Annotated in this window: 12 protein-coding genes; 5 read left to right on the plus strand and 7 right to left on the minus strand. The window is 32.8% G+C overall.

The features are described from left to right. Positions 1-222: 222 nt before the first annotated feature. Entirely contained in the window at positions 223-4302 is a 4080-nt protein-coding gene (locus tag KFE69_02645) for a hypothetical protein (protein ID UTW43060.1), read from the plus strand. A gap of 80 nt (positions 4303-4382) precedes the next feature. Here the strand turns inward: KFE69_02645 and KFE69_02650 are convergent, their stop codons facing one another. From KFE69_02650 to KFE69_02660, 3 genes are all read right to left on the minus strand, one after another. Continuing rightward, positions 4383-5822: an oligopeptide:H+ symporter gene (locus KFE69_02650; protein ID UTW43061.1), complete on the minus strand. Its 1440-nt coding sequence runs from the start codon at positions 5820-5822 to the stop codon at positions 4383-4385. Positions 5823-5949: 127 nt separating this feature from the next. After that, on the minus strand, positions 5950-8223 hold the full coding sequence (gene ptsP, locus KFE69_02655; GenBank protein ID UTW43062.1) for a phosphoenolpyruvate--protein phosphotransferase: 2274 nt from the start codon (positions 8221-8223) through the stop codon (positions 5950-5952). Positions 8224-8236: 13 nt separating this feature from the next. After that, positions 8237-8713, minus strand: a complete 477-nt coding sequence (locus KFE69_02660) for an RNA pyrophosphohydrolase (protein ID UTW43063.1) — start codon at positions 8711-8713, stop codon at positions 8237-8239. 191 nt (positions 8714-8904) lie between these two features. Here KFE69_02660 and glnA point away from each other — a divergent pair, with 191 nt between their 5' ends. Then, entirely contained in the window at positions 8905-10317 is a 1413-nt protein-coding gene (gene glnA / locus KFE69_02665; GenBank protein UTW43064.1) for a glutamate--ammonia ligase, read from the plus strand. 107 nt (positions 10318-10424) lie between these two features. Here glnA and KFE69_02670 read toward each other — a convergent pair whose 3' ends face one another. Further along, positions 10425-11375, minus strand: coding sequence for a hypothetical protein (locus KFE69_02670; protein ID UTW43065.1), 951 nt, complete (start codon positions 11373-11375; stop codon positions 10425-10427). Between the two features lie 211 nt (positions 11376-11586). On the opposite strand from KFE69_02670, the gene KFE69_02675 reads away from it, so the two are divergent. After that, complete coding sequence (locus tag KFE69_02675) at positions 11587-13335, plus strand: glycosyltransferase family 39 protein (protein ID UTW43066.1); 1749 nt, start codon at positions 11587-11589, stop codon at positions 13333-13335. Here the strand turns inward: KFE69_02675 and KFE69_02680 are convergent. Both KFE69_02680 and KFE69_02685 read right to left on the minus strand, forming a co-directional pair. Beyond that, the gene (locus KFE69_02680) at positions 13332-14048 is read right to left on the minus strand and encodes a hypothetical protein (protein UTW43067.1); all 717 of its coding nucleotides are present in this window, start codon (positions 14046-14048) and stop codon (positions 13332-13334) included. The genes KFE69_02675 and KFE69_02680 overlap by 4 nt on opposite strands. 31 nt (positions 14049-14079) lie before the next feature. Then, positions 14080-15390, minus strand: a complete 1311-nt coding sequence (locus KFE69_02685; protein UTW43068.1) for a hypothetical protein — start codon at positions 15388-15390, stop codon at positions 14080-14082. Between the two features lie 230 nt (positions 15391-15620). On the opposite strand from KFE69_02685, the gene udp reads away from it, so the two are divergent. After that, a complete protein-coding gene (gene udp / locus KFE69_02690) occupies positions 15621-16394 on the plus strand; it encodes a uridine phosphorylase (protein UTW43069.1) in 774 nt (257 codons plus the stop codon). Between the two features lie 5 nt (positions 16395-16399). On the opposite strand, the gene KFE69_02695 is transcribed toward udp, so the two are convergent. Continuing rightward, positions 16400-17650, minus strand: a complete 1251-nt coding sequence (locus tag KFE69_02695) for an O-antigen ligase family protein (protein UTW43070.1) — start codon at positions 17648-17650, stop codon at positions 16400-16402. Between the two features lie 161 nt (positions 17651-17811). Between KFE69_02695 and KFE69_02700 the strand changes: the two genes are divergently transcribed. After that, a complete protein-coding gene (locus KFE69_02700) occupies positions 17812-18852 on the plus strand; it encodes a glycosyltransferase family 9 protein (GenBank protein UTW43071.1) in 1041 nt (346 codons plus the stop codon). Positions 18853-18902 lie beyond the last annotated feature (50 nt).

The following is an 18902-nucleotide window of genomic DNA, read 5'->3' on the forward strand; positions in this document are numbered from 1 at the left end:
TAAAAATACAATAAAATATAACTATATTTTCAATAGTAATGTTTCAATTTATTTTGTTTTGTTTAAAATACTTACATAAATAATAATAAAAACATGTTACAGAAATATAAAAATAATTATTGTAATTTATTTAATAATAAAATAATAATCGAAGTGGAGGGTTAGAAAGTTTTAAAGTCTTTCTAATAACTAGAAATCCATATAAGTTTTGGAGGTTGCCAGATGATAGAAAAAGTTTTAGATATAGTTAAACGCCCTAAAGGTGAGTTTGGTATACTTCAAGATCGAAAAGATATAGAGGAAATTTTAAATCCTCCTAAAGTTAAAAAGAAAAAAAAGAAAGAAGAAAGTATTAGCTTATCATCTTCACCTGAATCAGAAATGTCTGTAATATCTGATAGGGTAAGCTCAAGTAGTGAAAAAAGAAATGGTAAAAAGAAGGCGTCTCCAATTCATTTTGATGAAAGTGGAGTAGGGACTCCAGATAGAAAAAGTGTTTCCTCTGCTTTAGCAAAAAGAATACAAAAAGAGGCTATAAAAGTTAGTTTAGAAGAATTTATTCAATTTGAAATGACATTACGTGTAATGTTTCCTGAAAAAATTCATGAGCTGCCTGAGAACTTTTTTATAAGTATAATTGAAGAAACTTATCCTGAAAGTGCAAATGAAGCTTTTATTCATTTTGATTACCCTGTCACGCAATTGGCTGTATTACAAAGTTTAAACATTCAATATAACTTTATTGATCCACAGTTAATGGTTCATACACTGAGTGAGCTAGCACCTCCTAAAGAATCACCGCATAGTGAATTTGAAGAAAAGAAGAAAGCTTTAATAGATTTAGATGAAGAGATAACACTTGCTCAAAGTCAATTATATAATGCACATGTTATAAAAAATGCACAGATAAAATTACTAGAAGATTTCGCAACTAATTATTATTCTGGAGGAAATTCTGGTATTCCTGGTGAGAATTTTAAAGGGCATAATAACTTAGCTCAGATTAATAAAGTTTTTGGTGAAATTTTTGATCGTGAAGGTAATGAGCTTAAGCTACGGGATGATATTAAAAAGAACTTTGATTTTAACGAAATAGTTTCATCCATTATTGCTAACTGTCAACGTGAACGTTCTGTTTTCACTCGCTTTTTTGGAAATGAACAGTATGGCTTAGTTGTTGAATCTCTAAGGGAGTGTATAAAGAGTCAACAAAATAGTGTTCAATATAGTGCTGGAAATGTTAGTTTAAGAAATGATACCACACTTCCAGCTCAACCTAAGCAGGAAGGTTATATTAATAGTGATAGTATAAGACAGTTGGAGCTAACATTAGGTGAAAAAATAAGCGAGAAAGAGCAACTATTAGAAGATAGTAAGGCTTTAGCTGGTAATGCAATAGAAAAAGTTGGCTTTTCAGCTATAGAAGCTTGCCAACAAAAAATTCAAGCTGAAAAAGAAGCTGAAAACAGATTTAATCAAGTATTAGCTGACATTAATAGGCTTATTGAGGAGTCTTCAGCGACTGCTAAAAACATGTATAAAAACTATCAAAATATTCAATCACTTTATGAGAAAGTTAAAGAAAATCCAGGGTATGTTATCCAAGTTGAAGATGAAATAGTAAATAATGCTGCTCAGTGTGAGTCTTCAATGAAAGAATTAAACAGCCGCATTGAAACTGCAAAAGAATTATTAGTGAATTTGAGAGAAGAAGCTATGCAAGCTGGTACTCAAAAAGCTAAGTTAGAATTAGAAAAAGCAGAGAGATTATTATTGACAGAATTAAATTTGTTATTACTTCGTCAAGATAGTTTAGATTTTATTGGTCAAGCAAGCACAGATGTATCACAAGAGAGTGATAATATTCAAAAAATACTAAAATTACGTGATATTTCTTTAAAAGAAGTAAAAGCGGACCAAGTTGATATTAATATTATTCTTTCTCAAATTGTTGAGAAAGAATCTATCGAAGATAAAGAAGCATTAATTCAAAAAGCAGAGGAATTGCTTAAACAAGTTGAAGAAAAGAAAAATTCTGCTGTAGAGTTAGCTAATCAAGTTAAAAATGTAGAAAACTTTACTTATACTGAAGAGTCTGATTCAGAAGATCAGGCGAAGAAATTAGAAGGGGAAATTAGTAACCTATATCAGAGTATGAATAGTGATTTAATTGCTGCTAAGAAAAGTTTAGTAGAGTTAAAAGAAAAGGCTAAACAATCGCAGGAAAGCTCTAAAAAAGAAATAAGTATAGACTCTCCTAACCTTTCTATGCGTGAATTACCAAAAATGGATAAAGTAGAGTTTGTTAGTGACTTACTCTCACGTATAAAGGAAATGCCTAGTTATGGGCATATTTTAGCGCTTCATAAAACAATTATGAAAGGATTAGAGCAGCCTGAAAGCCGTAGCCAGGATGAACGCTTAGGTGCTGAAACACTATCTCAAGTTAGACAACATAGTGATTATGTTAGAGCAAACTTGCCAAAGATAGAGCAACATATGGTTGATGCTATTGCTTATCATCTTTTTATACAGGATAGAGGTAATGCTCAGCAGCAGTTGATTATAGATAATCCTTGGTTGGAGAAACATCAAGAACAGTTATTGACAAGAGTAATAGATCTTCAAGTTAATAAAGTTCTAAAAGAGACAGTACCAGCTAAGGCAGATAAAGAATCAAGAGTGCCTACTATTAATAGTTTAGCTAGGCAATTTGATCATATAAATGACTATAGAGTGTTACTTGAATTACATAATAAAATTATGAAAACTCAAGCTTTACATTATCTCTATGAGCCTGAAGGTATGGGGACTGACTTTACTAAAAAAAGAACAGATACTTTGTCAACACCTTGTAGTAAGACTTGGTTTAATTCTTTTGAAAAGCCATTAGTTGATCGTCTAGCTGTTCTTTTGGAACAAGACGGTATAAAAGATAAAAAAGAAGTAGAAAAGATTATCCAAGCAAATCCTTTTTTAGATGACTCTGATCATAAAAAAGTCCTTCTTCCTAAAGTAGAATATAGAGAAAAAAAAGAGTCACATAAAAGCTCTAGAGTATCAATAGAGTCAACATCTTCTACGCCTTCAGTAGGTTTAAGTTTATCTTCATCCAGTGCCTCTCCTAAAAGAGATACAGATCAACTGATTGATAGTATCTTTGATCATGCAATAACTGAATCAAGAAGTCGTCTTAGTAAATCAGAATCAGCAAGAGATGCTCAATTAAATGCGCTGGAAAAATATGTTGAACAACAGAATGATAATTCAAATTTGTTACAATTGCATGATGATATTATGCACTCTGACAAGTATGCTTATTTATATAGGCCAAAAGGTTTAACTGGTGTAAGTACCGATAGGACTTATAAAAAAGATGATATAACATTTACTTTGTGTAGTGAAAGCTGGGCAAAACTTGAAGAAAAAATGGCTTTGAAAATAGCTAATATCTTGCTGCAACAAAAAGCTTCAAATGATACAGTAAATCATATCTGTAAAGAAAATCCATTTTTAAACCCTTATAAAGAGAGTATTAAAGCCAATCTAAAAGTAAAAGCTTCTAGTTCCCAAGCTAGCTTTTCTGCCCATGCTCAAAGTAGTTCGGTAAGTTTATCACAACAAGCATCTGTTAGTCATCGAACTTTAAGCACAAGAAGTCAACCAGCACAAAGTCAAGCAGCTATGCATCAATCGCAACCAGTTAGTATATTTTCAAGCTCTTCAGCTAGTAGCACTTCTTCTTTCAGTAATAGTAGCTCTTCTGTAAGATCTCAAAATGCCCAAGCTAATCCTATAGCAAGTAGTAGTGTATCAGAAGTACCAGTTCAAAGAGGAGATCAATGGATAAGAAATATTATTGGAAGTACGCAAACTGGATATAATACGTTTATGCATGTTGGTTCGGGGGCGAGGGTAGCTAATATAAATGCACTTAAGGCTTTTGTTGGCAAACAGACAGACCCTCAAGTGATATTAAACCTGTATGATGATATTAAACAATCTGATTACTTTGATTATTTATATAAGCCTGAGGGTTTTAGCTTACCTGGTGCTCGCAGTGAAGAGTGGGGGAAGCTTAAAGAGAAAATGGTAGGATGTGTTTTTGATATATGGCGTAAGAGTAAATCGTTTAATTCAGAGCAGTCACAGCACCCATTATTAAATCAAAGTAAGTATCAAAGGACACTTGGAGTACTGGAGAGTAATGCTGCTAATAGTATGCCACCAAATCCATTTTCTTCACAACCTGACATGTTTATGGAATCAAAAAAAACTTTTGGCTTAGATGGGAAGCTATAATTAATTTACTTTCCCATTCCACGCCTAATTTTAATTAAATTAGCTAGATTTTCTTTGATTAACTATTTATACAAATAACCCTAAATCATGCGTTTTTTATATTTGCTGGTATAAAACATAATACCAGAGACAATAACAGCAATAATGCCAATATAGAAAAAGGCAGATGTATAAACACCTAAAGAATAGTTACTGGAAACATTTCCTTTTGGTAATCCCATTGTTGATGCTACATAACCACCTAATAAGTTACCAACGGATAGAAACACAAACCACATACCCATGGTAAATCCACTGATAATTGCTGGCACAAGCTCAGCAACCATTGCAACGCCTAAAGCTGAAATCATTAATTCACCTGTTGATTGTAAGAAATAGCTTAATACTAACCACCAAGAAGAGACGATGCCTTGATCTGATGAAACAAATTTTGAAATATATAATACAATAAATGCTAAGCCACATAATAACATGCCAGAGGCAAATTTATTGTATATGTTATAACTAATATTTTTCTTTTTTAACCAGATATAGAAGTAGGATAAAATTGGGCTTAAAAGAATAATCCAAAACGGATTTAATGCTTGAAAGCTTTGTGCTTCTACACTAAAGCTTAGTAATGAATGTTCGACATTATTAATTGCAAAAAAGTTAATTGATGTTTGCATTTGTTCATAAAGAATCTGAAAGATAATTGCCTCACTCATAAGGATTAAAGCAAGCATCATCCTACTTTTTTCTTTGCCAGAAGCTTTAAAAAAACTAATAGATAAATACCAACCGATCACACATAAAAACATAATGATAAGTACAGCTTCGGCAAGTATGACATTTTCAAGTAAAAAGGTCACAATAAAAACAGCAATGATACCACCAATAATTGTAATTACTAATTTAGAATAGGATAGTGATTTTTTGCCAGCTTCAGTGCCTATATGTGATAGAAATTTTCTTGAATAGATAAAAGTTGAGAGTGCTAGAATCATACCAAGTGCACTTGCGATAAATGATGCTCTAAATCCATAATGTGCAGCTATAATTGGTGAGAAAAAGATTCCAAGAAATGCACCGATATTAATTGCCATATAAAATAAGGTAAATGCATTATGTAATAACTCTGGGTTAGATCTATCATAGCATTTGGATAATAAACTTGATGGATTAGATTTAAAAAAACCGGTACCCACACAAACAAAGCTTAAGCCATAATAAATTAACGCTTTTTCGCCTGTGCCTAATAAAATATAGCCACACAATAAAAATAATAAACCTAAGACAATGGTTCGCTTTGCACCAATGACACTATCGCCTACATAACCACCAATGGCAATAAAAGTATAGATTAGTGCAGTATATGCACCAAAGAGTATAAATGAGTTAGATTGTGATATGCCAAGTGATTTTGTAAAAAATAAAGCAAGAATGGCCATAACCGCCATATAGCCAAATCGCTCCCAAATCTCTAACATGAAAATTGCATAAAATGCTTTCGGATGTTTATAGGTAGTTGTCTGATCCATTTAAGTGACACCAATTTAGACTTTATAATAAGCATCTGTTATAAGCTATCTATCATGGTTTGTCTAATAGATATATTATAAAAAAATTTATATGATCAAATTATTTTTAGCTGAAGTATAATAATAGCTAATTTATTTTCCCATGCCCAGTTTTAATTAAATTGGCTAGATTTTCCTTGATAAGGAAATCTTCTAAAAAACGTCTAACTTCTTCTTTGGTGTTAAGACGTAAAACTTTTTTAGTCACATCAACACATTGTTCATAAGTAATATGACGTAAAATCCATTTTGCCCTTAAGATATCAACGGCATTCATACTAAGACGATGAAAACCCATGCCGACTAATAGTGGAATTGCTAGTGGATTACCAGCAAGTTCACCACATAGACAGGCAATTTTAGCAGAAGAGACAGTAATTGAAGAGATATCATAAATAGCACGAATGACAGCTGGGTGTAATTGACTATAAAGATAGGAGACTTTACTATTATTCCTATCTGCTGCCAGGAGATACTGAGTCAGGTCATTACTGCCAACCGAGATAAAATCAATGTATTTAAACATAGCAGGCAGTTGATAAATGACAGATGGTACTTCAATCATAATGCCGATTTGTGGGAATTTAATGCTAAAGCCTTCTTCAATTAATTCATGCCAGGCGCGTTTGATTAAACTTGTCGCTTCTTCTACTTCTTCTAATTCACTAACCATGGGTAATAGAATTTTTAAATTACCATGATTTTTACTTGCCTTAAGCATTGCCCTTACTTGCATTAAAAATAAATCAGTCTGATCTAAAAGCATACGCAACCCACGCCAGCCTAATGCAGGATTTGCTTCTGGCTCGCTAAAGTAAGGTAATGCTTTATCAGCACCAACATCCAATGTACGCATGGTAACGACATGGGATGGAAAAGCATCTAAAAATTGTGAGTAAATAATTCGCTGTTCATCTTCTGATGGAAAGTTATCGCGAATCATAAAGGGTACTTCAGAGCGATAAAGACCAATGCCTTCTGAGCCATTAAATATTGCAACATCTAAATCAGCAACTAAGCCAACATTAGCCTGTAGCTGGACTTTATGATAGTCTGCTGTTTCAGATGGAAGAAGCCTAATTGATTGTAAGCGTTCTTGAAGCTGCTCTTCTTGCTCTATTAAGCGTTGATAGGCTTTGACTAATCCTTTTGATGGATTAGCATAGACACGGCCAATATGTGCATCAACAACTAAGTGTTTGTGTTCTAAAAATGAAATGGGTAACGATGGAAAGCCAATAATAAATGGGACACCCATTGCCCGTGCTAAGATTGCTGTATGTGAATTCTCAGTGCCTTCTTGTGAAATAACCGCTTTTAAAAAACCTTTGGGTACTTCAGCTAACATTGAGGGGGTGATTTCATAAGCAACTAAGATTGTATCTGAAGGGTAGCCCTCTTGTAAGGGGTTGGTTTTTTGTAAATGAGTTAAGATACGTCTGCCAATATCCTGAATATCACTTGCTCTTGATTGTAAATATTCATTAGACATTTGGCTAAAAGAATTTGATAGGCGTCTAACAACTTGCTTCAATGCACTTTGTACCCAGATTCCATCTTCAATTAAGTTGATAACTGCATCATAAAAGCTCGTAGAGTCAAGAATTTGAAGATAAGCTTTAAAAAGAGCTGTTTCAGTTTCACTGACCTGTTGATCAAGCGTTGTAATCATTGTGTCAATTTCTTGCTTTAATGCATTGACTGCTGATTTGAATTGATCAACTTCATTCTCTGATTGGGTTTGTTTATCAGGGATACTATCAAGGTCAAAAATATTATAACGTACAACCGCTGTTCCAATAGCAGCGCCTTTAGTGATTGGTTGGCCATCAAAGAAAACAGTTGGGTTATCTTTGGTTGCTTCTTCAATTTTTTCTGTCACATCATCACGGTCAAGTGCCTCATCTAATGCTTCAGCAATGTTAGCGCAAAGAGTAACAAGTTTGGTTTGTACATGCTCAGGCATGTCATTAATATTTTTGTTTTGAACGGCAATAATGCCAATCACATCACTTTTATAAATAATAGGCATTGATAAGAGCGTATGTAATTTTGCTCGTGTAAATGATGTGAGTATTGTTGGGTGATGGTTTTGGAAAATATCTTTAATTAATACGGGTTCTTCTCTTAAAGCAGCATTGCCGACAACATCTTGATCAGCATGAATATGAACAAGCCCAATTAAAAGTGGCGTTAGGGTGGTTGCTGTTAATGTATATAAACTTTTATCATCTTCAGTCAAAAAAATACTACAAGCATCTATATCTAATTCAGTTTGAATTTGGCTTGCAAGCGCTCTTAATGCATCTTCTAAAGCTGCATTATTTTCTAGTGCGTTAACAAGTTGTTGCCATAACTGCATAAATGCTTAACCTTTATTTCCATTCCTTATAAATTGGGAAAAAATACTCCAATGCTTTACGATAAACATGGCGCTTAAATGATACAACACGTGTAGTAGGATACCAATAATCTACCCAGCGCCAAGCGTCAAATTCAGGTTTATTATTTGCCTTTAAGTTGATTGCTGAATCATTTGATTTTAAACGTAACAAAAACCACTTTTGCTTTTGACCAATACATAATGGAAAGCCACGACGAATTAAAAAACGAGGCAGGCGATAGCGTAGCCAAGTCTTAGTTGCCGCTATGACTTCAACATCGTGTGGTTTTAATCCCACTTCTTCATAAAGTTCCCTATAAAGTGCTTCTAATGGTGTCTCTCCTGAATTTAATCCACCTTGTGGAAATTGCCAGGCATTTTGGCGCACACGCTTTCCCCAAAAAACTTTACCTTCTTTATTTATGAGCACAATTGCAACGTTTGCTCTAAAACCTTCATGATCAATCACCGTTAAACCTAATATTAAACTAAAACTATATTACTACCCTAAAGGATACCTGAAATCTAGCTATTTTTCCTTAAATTTAATCAGGAAAAATTTAATGTTTCTTTCAGTGCAACTTGAATGATCATTAGCTATAATAGTGGCGATTTTAAAATTTAATCCACTTTAAATTAATTATTGTAAGGGAGAAGCCGATGAGTCAGGCAAAAGAAGTTTTAAAGCAGATCAAACAAGATGAAATCGAGTTTGTAGATTTACGCTTCACTGATACTAAGGGTAAAGAGCAACATGTTACAATACCAGCTAATAGTATTGAGGAGAACTTTTTTAGCGAAGGAAAAATGTTTGATGGCTCATCTATTGCTGGTTGGAAGGGAATTAATGAATCAGATATGATTTTAATGCCAGATGCAGATTCTATTATTTTAGATCCTTTCTTTGAGGCGCCAACTTTGCAAGTACGTTGTGATATATTAGAACCTGCAACGATGCAATCATATGAAAGAGATCCACGAGCAGTTGCAAAGCGCGCTGAAAACTATATGCGCTCATTAGGTATTGCTGATACTTGTTATTTTGGACCTGAGCCTGAATTCTTTATTTTTGATGATGTCCGTTTTGAAAACCAGATGCATAAAGCATTTTTTAGTATTAATTCAGAAGAAGCAGCTTGGAGTAGCCCACTTGAATTTGAAAGTGGCAATTTAGGTCATAGACCGGGTGTAAAAGGTGGTTATTTCCCTGTGCCTCCGGTTGATTCATTACAAGATATTCGCTCAACTATGTGCCAAATTTTAGAAGAGGTTGGCCAAGAAGTTGAAGTGCACCACCATGAGGTAGGTACAGCAGGGCAGTGTGAAATTGGCACAAAATTTGATACCTTAGTTAAAAAAGCTGACCAGGTACAGTCATTTAAATATGTGGTTCATAATGTTGCGGAAATGTTTGGTAAAACAGCAACGTTTATGCCAAAGCCTTTAGCAGGCGATAATGGTTCAGGCATGCATGTCCATCAATCGCTCTCTAAAGATGGTAAAAATATTTTTGCTGGTAGTAATTATGCTGGTCTTTCTGATGAAGCATTATATTATATCGGTGGTATTATTAAGCATGCACGAGCGATTAATGCTTTTGCTAACCCATCCACTAATAGTTATAAGCGTTTAGTGCCAGGATTTGAAGCACCTGTATTACTAGCCTACTCAGCACGAAATCGCTCAGCTTCGATTCGTATTCCTTATGTGATGAATGAAAAAGCACGCCGTATTGAAGTTCGTTTTGGTGATCCAGCTGCAAACCCATATTTGATGTTTGCAAGCATGTTAATGGCAGGTTTAGATGGTATTCAAAATCAAATTCATCCAGGTGATGCAATGGATAAAAACTTATATGATCTACCAGCAGAAGAATTAGAAAATATACCAACAGTTGCATCTTCATTAGATCATGCTTTAGTACATTTAGATGAGGATCGTGACTTTTTAACGGCTGGTGGTGTATTTAGTGATGACTTAATTGATGCTTATATTGATTTAAAATCAGAAGAAAGCCAACGTTTGAATATGACAGTTCAGCCAGTTGAATTTGAAATGTATTATAGTGTTTAATAATTTTTTGTAGAGACGTGATTTATTACGTCTTTTGTTTGATTAATTGTGAAAACACCCCGCCTGCTTTGCAGTCACTCCTCTAAAATTAGAGGGGAATTAATAATTTAAACAATCAAATTTGGCATTAAGCGAACATAAATAACTTCACCAATTAACTCAATACATAGTTGAAGTAGAATAATACTTAAGATAACCGATGCTTGGTGGCTAAATACAAATGCAATGGGTAGAGCAATTAATGAATTTCTGCTTAAAAAGCTAAAGGCAAGTGTACGTGTTTGCGCTGATGTTAGCGAAAATAAGCTACCTAATGGAATTGCAATAACTGGCATAATAACTAAAAAGCTAAGATAAATAAAACAAACTGTAAATAAGTCAGGGTAAGAAGTTAGCCACATTGATTGAGAATAGGTTGCAAATAGAAGAAATAAGACTAAAAAAAGCATAAATTTAGGCAATAGGTGAATCGTTTGTTGTACATAGAATTTATTGTTTACTTTTTTAAGTAAACATTCACTTATGAATGCTAATAATAAAGGTACAATAATTATCCATAGTAATGTCTTTGTAAATAAATCAATTGAGATCATAGTCTGAATTGTATTTTCAAATATGAAGTATAAAAAAATGGGGATTAATATCATTTGTAAAATTAATAAAATTGGCGTATTAATACGAATTAATTGATCACTACCTCCACCTAGTTTACTAAAAAGCACAACATAATTAATTGAAGGTGTTAATAATACAAGCAATAAGACAAATTTAAATGATGTATTTAGATCTATCATGGGAATGCTTAAGTATAGAATCAATGGAATAATAATGAAATTACCAATAATTAATGCAAATAAAAAACGTTTATTTTTAAGTGGGTATAGTGTTTGGGTAAATGGAATTTGTAAAAATACCGCATAAAGTAATAAAGAAATGCTTGATAAAATATAAGGTTGGAATATTTGGCTATGATTATTAGAAAAATAATTAACGATGATGCCAAGTAATACGGCTATAGCATATAAAAAAAACCACTTTTTTTCTAAATTCTGTTTCATTCGTTAATTTATCTGGTTGGTTAGTTATAGATCAAGTGTTCAACTTCTTGAAGTAGTTTAAAGTAGATTTTGCTAGAGTACAAATTGATAAAACTTGTTCTCTAAACGTATATTTAAGAAGTATTGTCTTTTAATCGAGTAGTTTTTTTAAGCGTCTAAAAAAAATTCAGGTATACTGTCATTTAACTTGATATGACTAGGAGTAAAGTCGTTGACTACGGATAAAGCAGATATTCGATTAAGTGATTTATTAATTTTAAGTATAGGCTTATTAATTTTTAATTTGCTTTTTTTAGGCGGGCATCAATTAATTTCACCGGATGAGACACGATATGTTGGTGTGGCCTGGGAGATGTTTAAACATGATAATTATACCGTACCAACAATTGCAGGTTCTCCCTTTTTAGGTAAGCCTATTTTATTTTATTGGTTAAATATTTTTGCATTTAAGATTTTTGGTGTTAGCGAATTTGCTGCGCGATTTTTTCCAGCAATTCTGACAACTTTAACGGCTTTATTCGGTTATCTTGCAGCATCTATTGTATTTAATCGTAGAGTTGCAATATTAAGTGTTTTACTAATTGCAATTACACCGCTATTTTTTGCTTTAGGACATTATGCGAATATGGATGGTGAAGTCGCTTCTTGGCTTAACTTGTCTTTATTTTCTTTAATTATTGCATTGTATTTGCCAGTAGAGACAAAAGGGCGTAGTTTATGGTTGTATTTAGCTTACCTATTTGCAGCAGCTGCGTTTTTGACAAAAGGCTTAATGGGTATTGTATTTCCAGCAATGGTATTATTTTTTTGGTTTTTAATTTTAAATAATTGGAAACTTTTATTAAAGATACGCTTAATCTCTGGCCTTATTCTATTTCTGATTGTGATTCTGCCCTGGTTTATTATTGTTGAGAATAAATATCCTGGTTTTATGGCTTACTTTTTTCTTTGGAATCAGGTCGTTCGTTTTGTTGGCGATAATTTTAATATGCATAACCCATTTTATTATTATATTTTGTTAATAATAGGGGGGGTATTTCCGTGGACATTTTATTTTTTCCAAACTTATATCAGTCAGATAAAATTAATATGGCATAAACGTCAACAATATAAAATTGAGTTGTTTTTATTATTATGGGTCATTTTAATTACGATCTTTTTTTCAATCCCAACTTCTAAACTACCAGGCTATATTGGCCCTGTATTTCCAGCATCAGCAATGTTAATGGCTATTTATTTTGATCGCATATGGACAGCGAAGTTATCGAAAGTAAATATCATTGCAACGGTTATTCTAGCTGTGATTTTTGCGCTTGCTGCAATTACTTTATTGTTATTGCCATTATTATGGCATGATAAAGCTGTTTATAAAACAATGCCTTATGGCTATTTTCTTAGCATTGTTTTATTGGTTGGTGCGACTACTTTATTTGTAGGTTTAAGAAAAAGAAAACCTTTAAAATGGTTTGTAATTACAATAATTATCGTTAATATATTGATGAACCTAACCTTAATTGCAGCGATTAAATACTTTAGATTACAGTGGAATTATCCAATTGCAGAAAAAGTACAACCGGTGTTAAAACAATACCCAAATGCTCAAGTTTTCATGATAGGTCGTTATTATTATGCAATACCACTTTATTTAGATCGTGATGTGGGTATTGTTGCTGATTGGGATAAGGGGCAACAATTGGGTGATAACTGGAAGCGTGAGATTTATGAAGGTGTTAATTATTTACATCATTTACCGAAAGATTTAGTTACCTATCAGGTATTTTCAAAGCGTTGGCAACAAGCATTAAAAATGCATCAGCCCATTATTGTCATTTTATCAGAGAATCCAAGCGATTCCCAATTTAGAAAATTAATTGGTAATAGTCGCTATCAATTAGTTGGTGAAGTACCACGCCGTGGTGCTTATATTATTACTAATATGAAAGAAGATCGTAATAATTAATGGGTAACTAGGTTTACTTGGTTTTTATGATTTAGAAATTTTTTGATTTGTTCAGGTGTACAACCTTTAGCACAAATAGCGGCTAAACCTAATTCTTTTTCATTATACTGTTGATTAGTATTAGATGCTTTTTTATGTGTGTTATTCACCTTTGATACTTTCGCTGTATTATTTTGCATATTTGTAGCTAAAGGCTGTGCATCAGTATTATTATTTGTTATTTGAATATGATTAACTGGCTCAACAATAGAGACATGATCTGTCGTATTTTGTTGTTGGTTTATAGCATAGTTTGCTGGATAGATAATTTTTAAAAAGCCTCGACCAAATTGATCAACTTGTGCTTCAGTTGCATAAGTAACTAAATTTACATTATGACTGACTTCATCTAAAGCAGCCATAGTTGAATTGGCTTGTCTTGGTGGTGTGCCTTTACCACTAAAAAGCATACTGGAGCGATATTGAGTTATTTCAGAAACTGACCAACTAAAAATGTCATTATAAAAATCTTTAAAAGCAAAACTATCTGATGGTGAGTCAATAGGGATTAAATGACTGGAAGATGCTCTGCCGCTATATAACTGACGCAAAGCAGTTTGAGAAATAGTATTAACTTGAGTTTGTTTGCCAGTTACGATAAGCATTTGAGAAAATGCCTCAGTTGCAAAGCCTATAGCAAACAAACTAATAATAATAAGCATTAATTTTTTCATAAAGCTTCCCTTAGTCAATCTTATGATGGGTTTAGAAGATTAAAGAAGCAGATACGGTAAATAAATTTACATTGCCATCTGGTTTGGTTTGGAATAACCCATAACCACCTTGATCAGGCATAATATAGCTCCAAGAACCTTTTAACACGAGATTGGCATTATAGTAATAATTTAAGCCAAGTGTTACAGATGATTGACCCTGAGCTACTTCTGCACCTGGGCCGTAGTCGGTTAATTCATTCCAGTTAGTTGTATATAACTTAGCATAGTTAATATATGGTAAGAACTTTTCGATATGATAGCCAAGTGAGAAATAATAAGCATTTAATGCTGCATATGGTGCATCAAGTTTACGAGAAGCAAACTCACTTGAAGCCCAAATATTATCATAATTCATTTCACCACCTACACTGTAGAAACGACCAGTTTGATCTTTTGGTGTTGGTGATCCACTAGGAACGCTTGTTGTTTCTACTTCGGTTTGAGCATAAGATGCGTGAACTTTGAAAATCGTATTTGAGAATGTTAAATCGCCACCAAATAGCTTATTGCCTTGGAAGCCAAGCTCTTGAACACTTGACATACCTGAGCCAATATTTAAGACAGCATCATAATCCCATGAACTTTCGCCAAAAAATGGTTGGAATGATACATTCCATCCGCTATCACCTAGGTTAGTTTGTAATAGTAAATTAACCCCGTTTAAAGAGTAAAATGGAATTAAGCGATATACTTCGTTAGGTAGGAAAGTATAAGGGTAATTATAACCAACTTCAATTTCTTGTGAATATAAGAATAAAGGTAATTGGAAACGACCAGCACGTACAGCAATATTTGGATTGACTTGATATTGTGCATACATCCAGTTAACGGTTGGTGTATAGGCTGTATTACCATTTGTATTATCACCATCTGCAACAATTTGGGTCATAAATGATAATTTATCAGTAATTTGAGTATTTAATTGTAAACCAAATAATGACGGAGTTGAAAAGTTTGCATCTTGGTTAACATTACCATGACCTGGAATATTATATTGAGATGAACTATCAGATAGAGTCATACCCGTTGACATAAAGCCATGTAAATTAAACTTAACCCCATTTAGATCCCAGTTAACACCGCTTAAACCTGAGCTTTGACTACTTTGATTATTAGCATCTAAATTACTTTGCGTATTTGTAGTATTATCAGCTTTAGAAGTAGTTTGACTTGTTATTACTTGCTTGTCATTAGATGTTGTATTTGAATTAACGCTAGCGACTTGATTCGTATTTGCGGCATATGCAGTTGCAATACCACAGGCCAGTGCAATTGATATAGGTAATATCTTAGCTTTCATTTGTTGTTCCTCTACACATTTTTTATTACAACCCGAGCAACCCGAGATAAAAATTTGCAACATATTCGCATATTTTTTTATAATAATCAACAGTTAAAATATTGAAATTTAGATTATTTTTGTAATAAAATTAATAAATAATTATTATTGTAATATTTGATTTATTGTTATATTCTGAATTTCAAACTATTTTTAAATATTTAAATAACCAAACATTAAAGGAATAAATAATGCAAATAAATGAAAAAAATAAGTTATATCATGTTAATTTAGCTAAATGCGATCTTCAGGGAGCAACACTTGCGCTATTACCTGGAGACCCTCAGCGTGTAGATTGTTTGGCAAAATTACTCGATGATAATGCACAATTTCTTGGTAGTCACAGAGAATATACTTCTGCACTGGTAAAAATCAATAGCAAAAATATCTTAATCTGTTCAACAGGTATGGGCGGACCTTCAACAGGTATTTGTATTGAAGAATTAGCGATGTTAGGAATTAATCAGTTTATTCGCATAGGCACAACAGGTGCGATCCAACCACAGATTAAATTAGGAGATATTATCTTAACAACAGCGTCTGTGCGTTTAGATGGCACATCGGTTCATTATGCACCAATTGAATATCCAGCTGTTGCAGATTTTGACTTAACGATGAAATTGGCAAAAAGTGCAAGAGAGCAAGGCATCGTTATTCATTTGGGTATTACGGCTTCATCTGATACATTTTATCCAGGACAGGAGCGCTATGATAATTATTCAGGTTATATCAGACGCCATTTTCAAGGTTCTATGAATGAATGGCAAAAATTAAATGTTTTAAACTATGAGATGGAGTCTGCATCACTTTTAACGATTTGTTCAACTTTTGGCCTAAAAGCTGCATCCATAGCAGCAGTACTAGCCAATCGTGCAGTTTCTGAGAAACCAGATGTCAGTAACTATGACCAATCAATGCAACAAATGGTTAAGATTATAGCTCAAGCAATAGCAACTGATATTTAAATATATTAGCTTCGCTTTTTAAGATTTGATAAGAACAATAAACTTACAAAAAATGCCACTTCATATGATGCAGGGTTATGATATAAAATGGATTCAACAAAAGCATAAAAAATAAAACTTATAGATACTCCAAGTGCCATATTTGCTTCAATCCCTTTTCTGATAATAAATAGGCTATCATAAATCATCATAGCAAAATAAAGTATTAAGAGTACTAATCCAACAATGCCAATTTTAGTCATAACAAATAAAAATTCGCTATGTGGGTCACTGGTTGTTAAGTTAGGATTATTAAGGTCAAGCCAGTTTCCTTGAATAGGGGTACCAGTACCTGAGCCAATAATAGGTGATTTTTTAAATTGCTTGATTGCTAAGTCTAACATGATAAAGCGTTGGCCAAATGAAGTTTCATCAGCGTTTTTATCTACCTGCACAATTGATGAATAGAGCCTTTCTATTCGTGAATGATTGTAAGGGTTTAAAAGCATAGCGCCAGATGCAATAATAACTAAGCAGATAAAACCTATAACTGCCTGTTTCCAGCTTTTAATAAGATATTGCAAGCTAAAAATGACCAGTAATATGACATATAGTAATAAGCCAGTTTTACTGGTATTAATAAATAATATATAAAAGCTATTTAATAGCCATAATGCGCCATAAAGTAGCTTTAATAGATAATGTTGATGATATTTTAGCAAGGTAACACAGAAAAAAGCACCTAAAGCGGTTATAAAGCCAGTTTCAGTGTGCGATTGTAATGGGCTTGAGTGTACACCTTGCTTTTGATAATCAGTAAAATTTAATATCCACTGAAAGAAACTATTACTATAGGTAGAAAGTATGCCAATTAACGCTATGATAATTGCGCTGATAATAAAAAAATTATAAGCAGTTAATTGCCAGTTTCTTTGGTTAAATATACAAATTAACATAGGTGTTAATAGTAATGGAAAAATTAGCCAGTTATATTTATTTGCAATACTCCAGGCATTTTCCTGTAGTGGCTGTGGTGTATAAAAAATACCGATATACATCATTAAAGGTAAAAGTAGCATTGGTATAAGGAATTTATTGGTTTTTAAATAAGAAATGGCTCCTTTGATATCACCACCAATTAATGCACAAACAATTGCAATACCAAGAGGAATTGTAGTTAAGGCTCTACCTAATCCAAAGCATGCAAATGGAATTAAAAAAGCAATTGCAGATAAATATAAAAAAAAGGTTCTTATTTTTTGGATGTTAGTTAACATTGTTAAGTCTTACCTATGTGGCATCAGTATTTCATTTTAGGATGTATTATAGTTTATTTTAATTAATTGCCTAGAATTTATTGGGTTAATTCTTTTTGTTTTAATGAAAGATGATATAATTTTGCATGAATTTGAACTTAAAGATGGATGTGAACATTACTATGCAACCAGTTAATTTGGAAAATAAAAAATTATTAGTTGTAAGGGCAGATAATATTGGAGATTTGGTTTGTACAACACCATTGATTAAAGCAATTAAAGAACAATATCCAAGTGTTACAATGGATGTTATGTTAAACACTTATAATGAAACGGTGCTAGCAAATAACCCCTATATTAGAAAAATAATTAGTTATGAAAAAGCGAAACATAGAAAGGGAAGTTTAATTAAAACATACATTAATAAATTTTTGTTTTTTAGACGTTTAAAGAAAGAACGTTATGATTATGCCTTACTAGCAGCAGGTGGGTTTAAAGAAAAAGAAGTAGGCTATGTTTCACTTGCTGGAATTAAAAAATTAATTGGTTATGTAGATAGGCCTAATCAGAAAAGTAAACTATTTGCTGCAATTGAGAGTCAAGATAGAGATAAAATACATGAGGTAGAGCTTGTCTATAACCTTGGTAAAAAAGTATTAGGTTTAACAAAAGATCCGGGAGAGATGTTACTTTATCCAGATAATAAGTTAGTTGATGCATTAAAAGAAAGATTTAACATTAACGATGAAGATAAACCCATTGGTGTTCATTTAAGTTCAAGAAAACCTCAAAATCGTTGGCCGATTGAGTCATATGTTGAATTGATTAAACAAATACATGCAAATAATATTACACAACCAATTTTAGTTTTTTGGTCACCGGGGTCAGAAAATAATCCATTGCATCCAGGCGATGATGAAAAGGCAGAGTATCTGAAAGAACAGTTAAGCCATATCAAAGGGCTTAATTTATATTTTGTTGAAACTAAACATTTATCAGAGCTAATTGCCGGTGTTTCTTTATGTGATTCTTTTATTTGTTGTGACGGTGGTACAATGCATATTGCAGCAGCACTAGTTAATCAAATGGTTGCAATTTTTGGTAGCACCAATGCCGATAACTGGAAGCCTTGGAAAGTTAAACATCACTTATTACAAAGCCCATCTAAAAATGCTCAAGATATAAGCGTTACTGAAGTAGTTAATGCATTTTTAGATTTATGATGGCTTTAAGCTTAAATTGTTTTTAGATGTAAATTATTTTATGATAAATC

Source organism: bacterium SCSIO 12844, from assembly GCA_024397935.1.
GTDB lineage: Bacteria > Pseudomonadota > Gammaproteobacteria > Francisellales > Francisellaceae > M0027.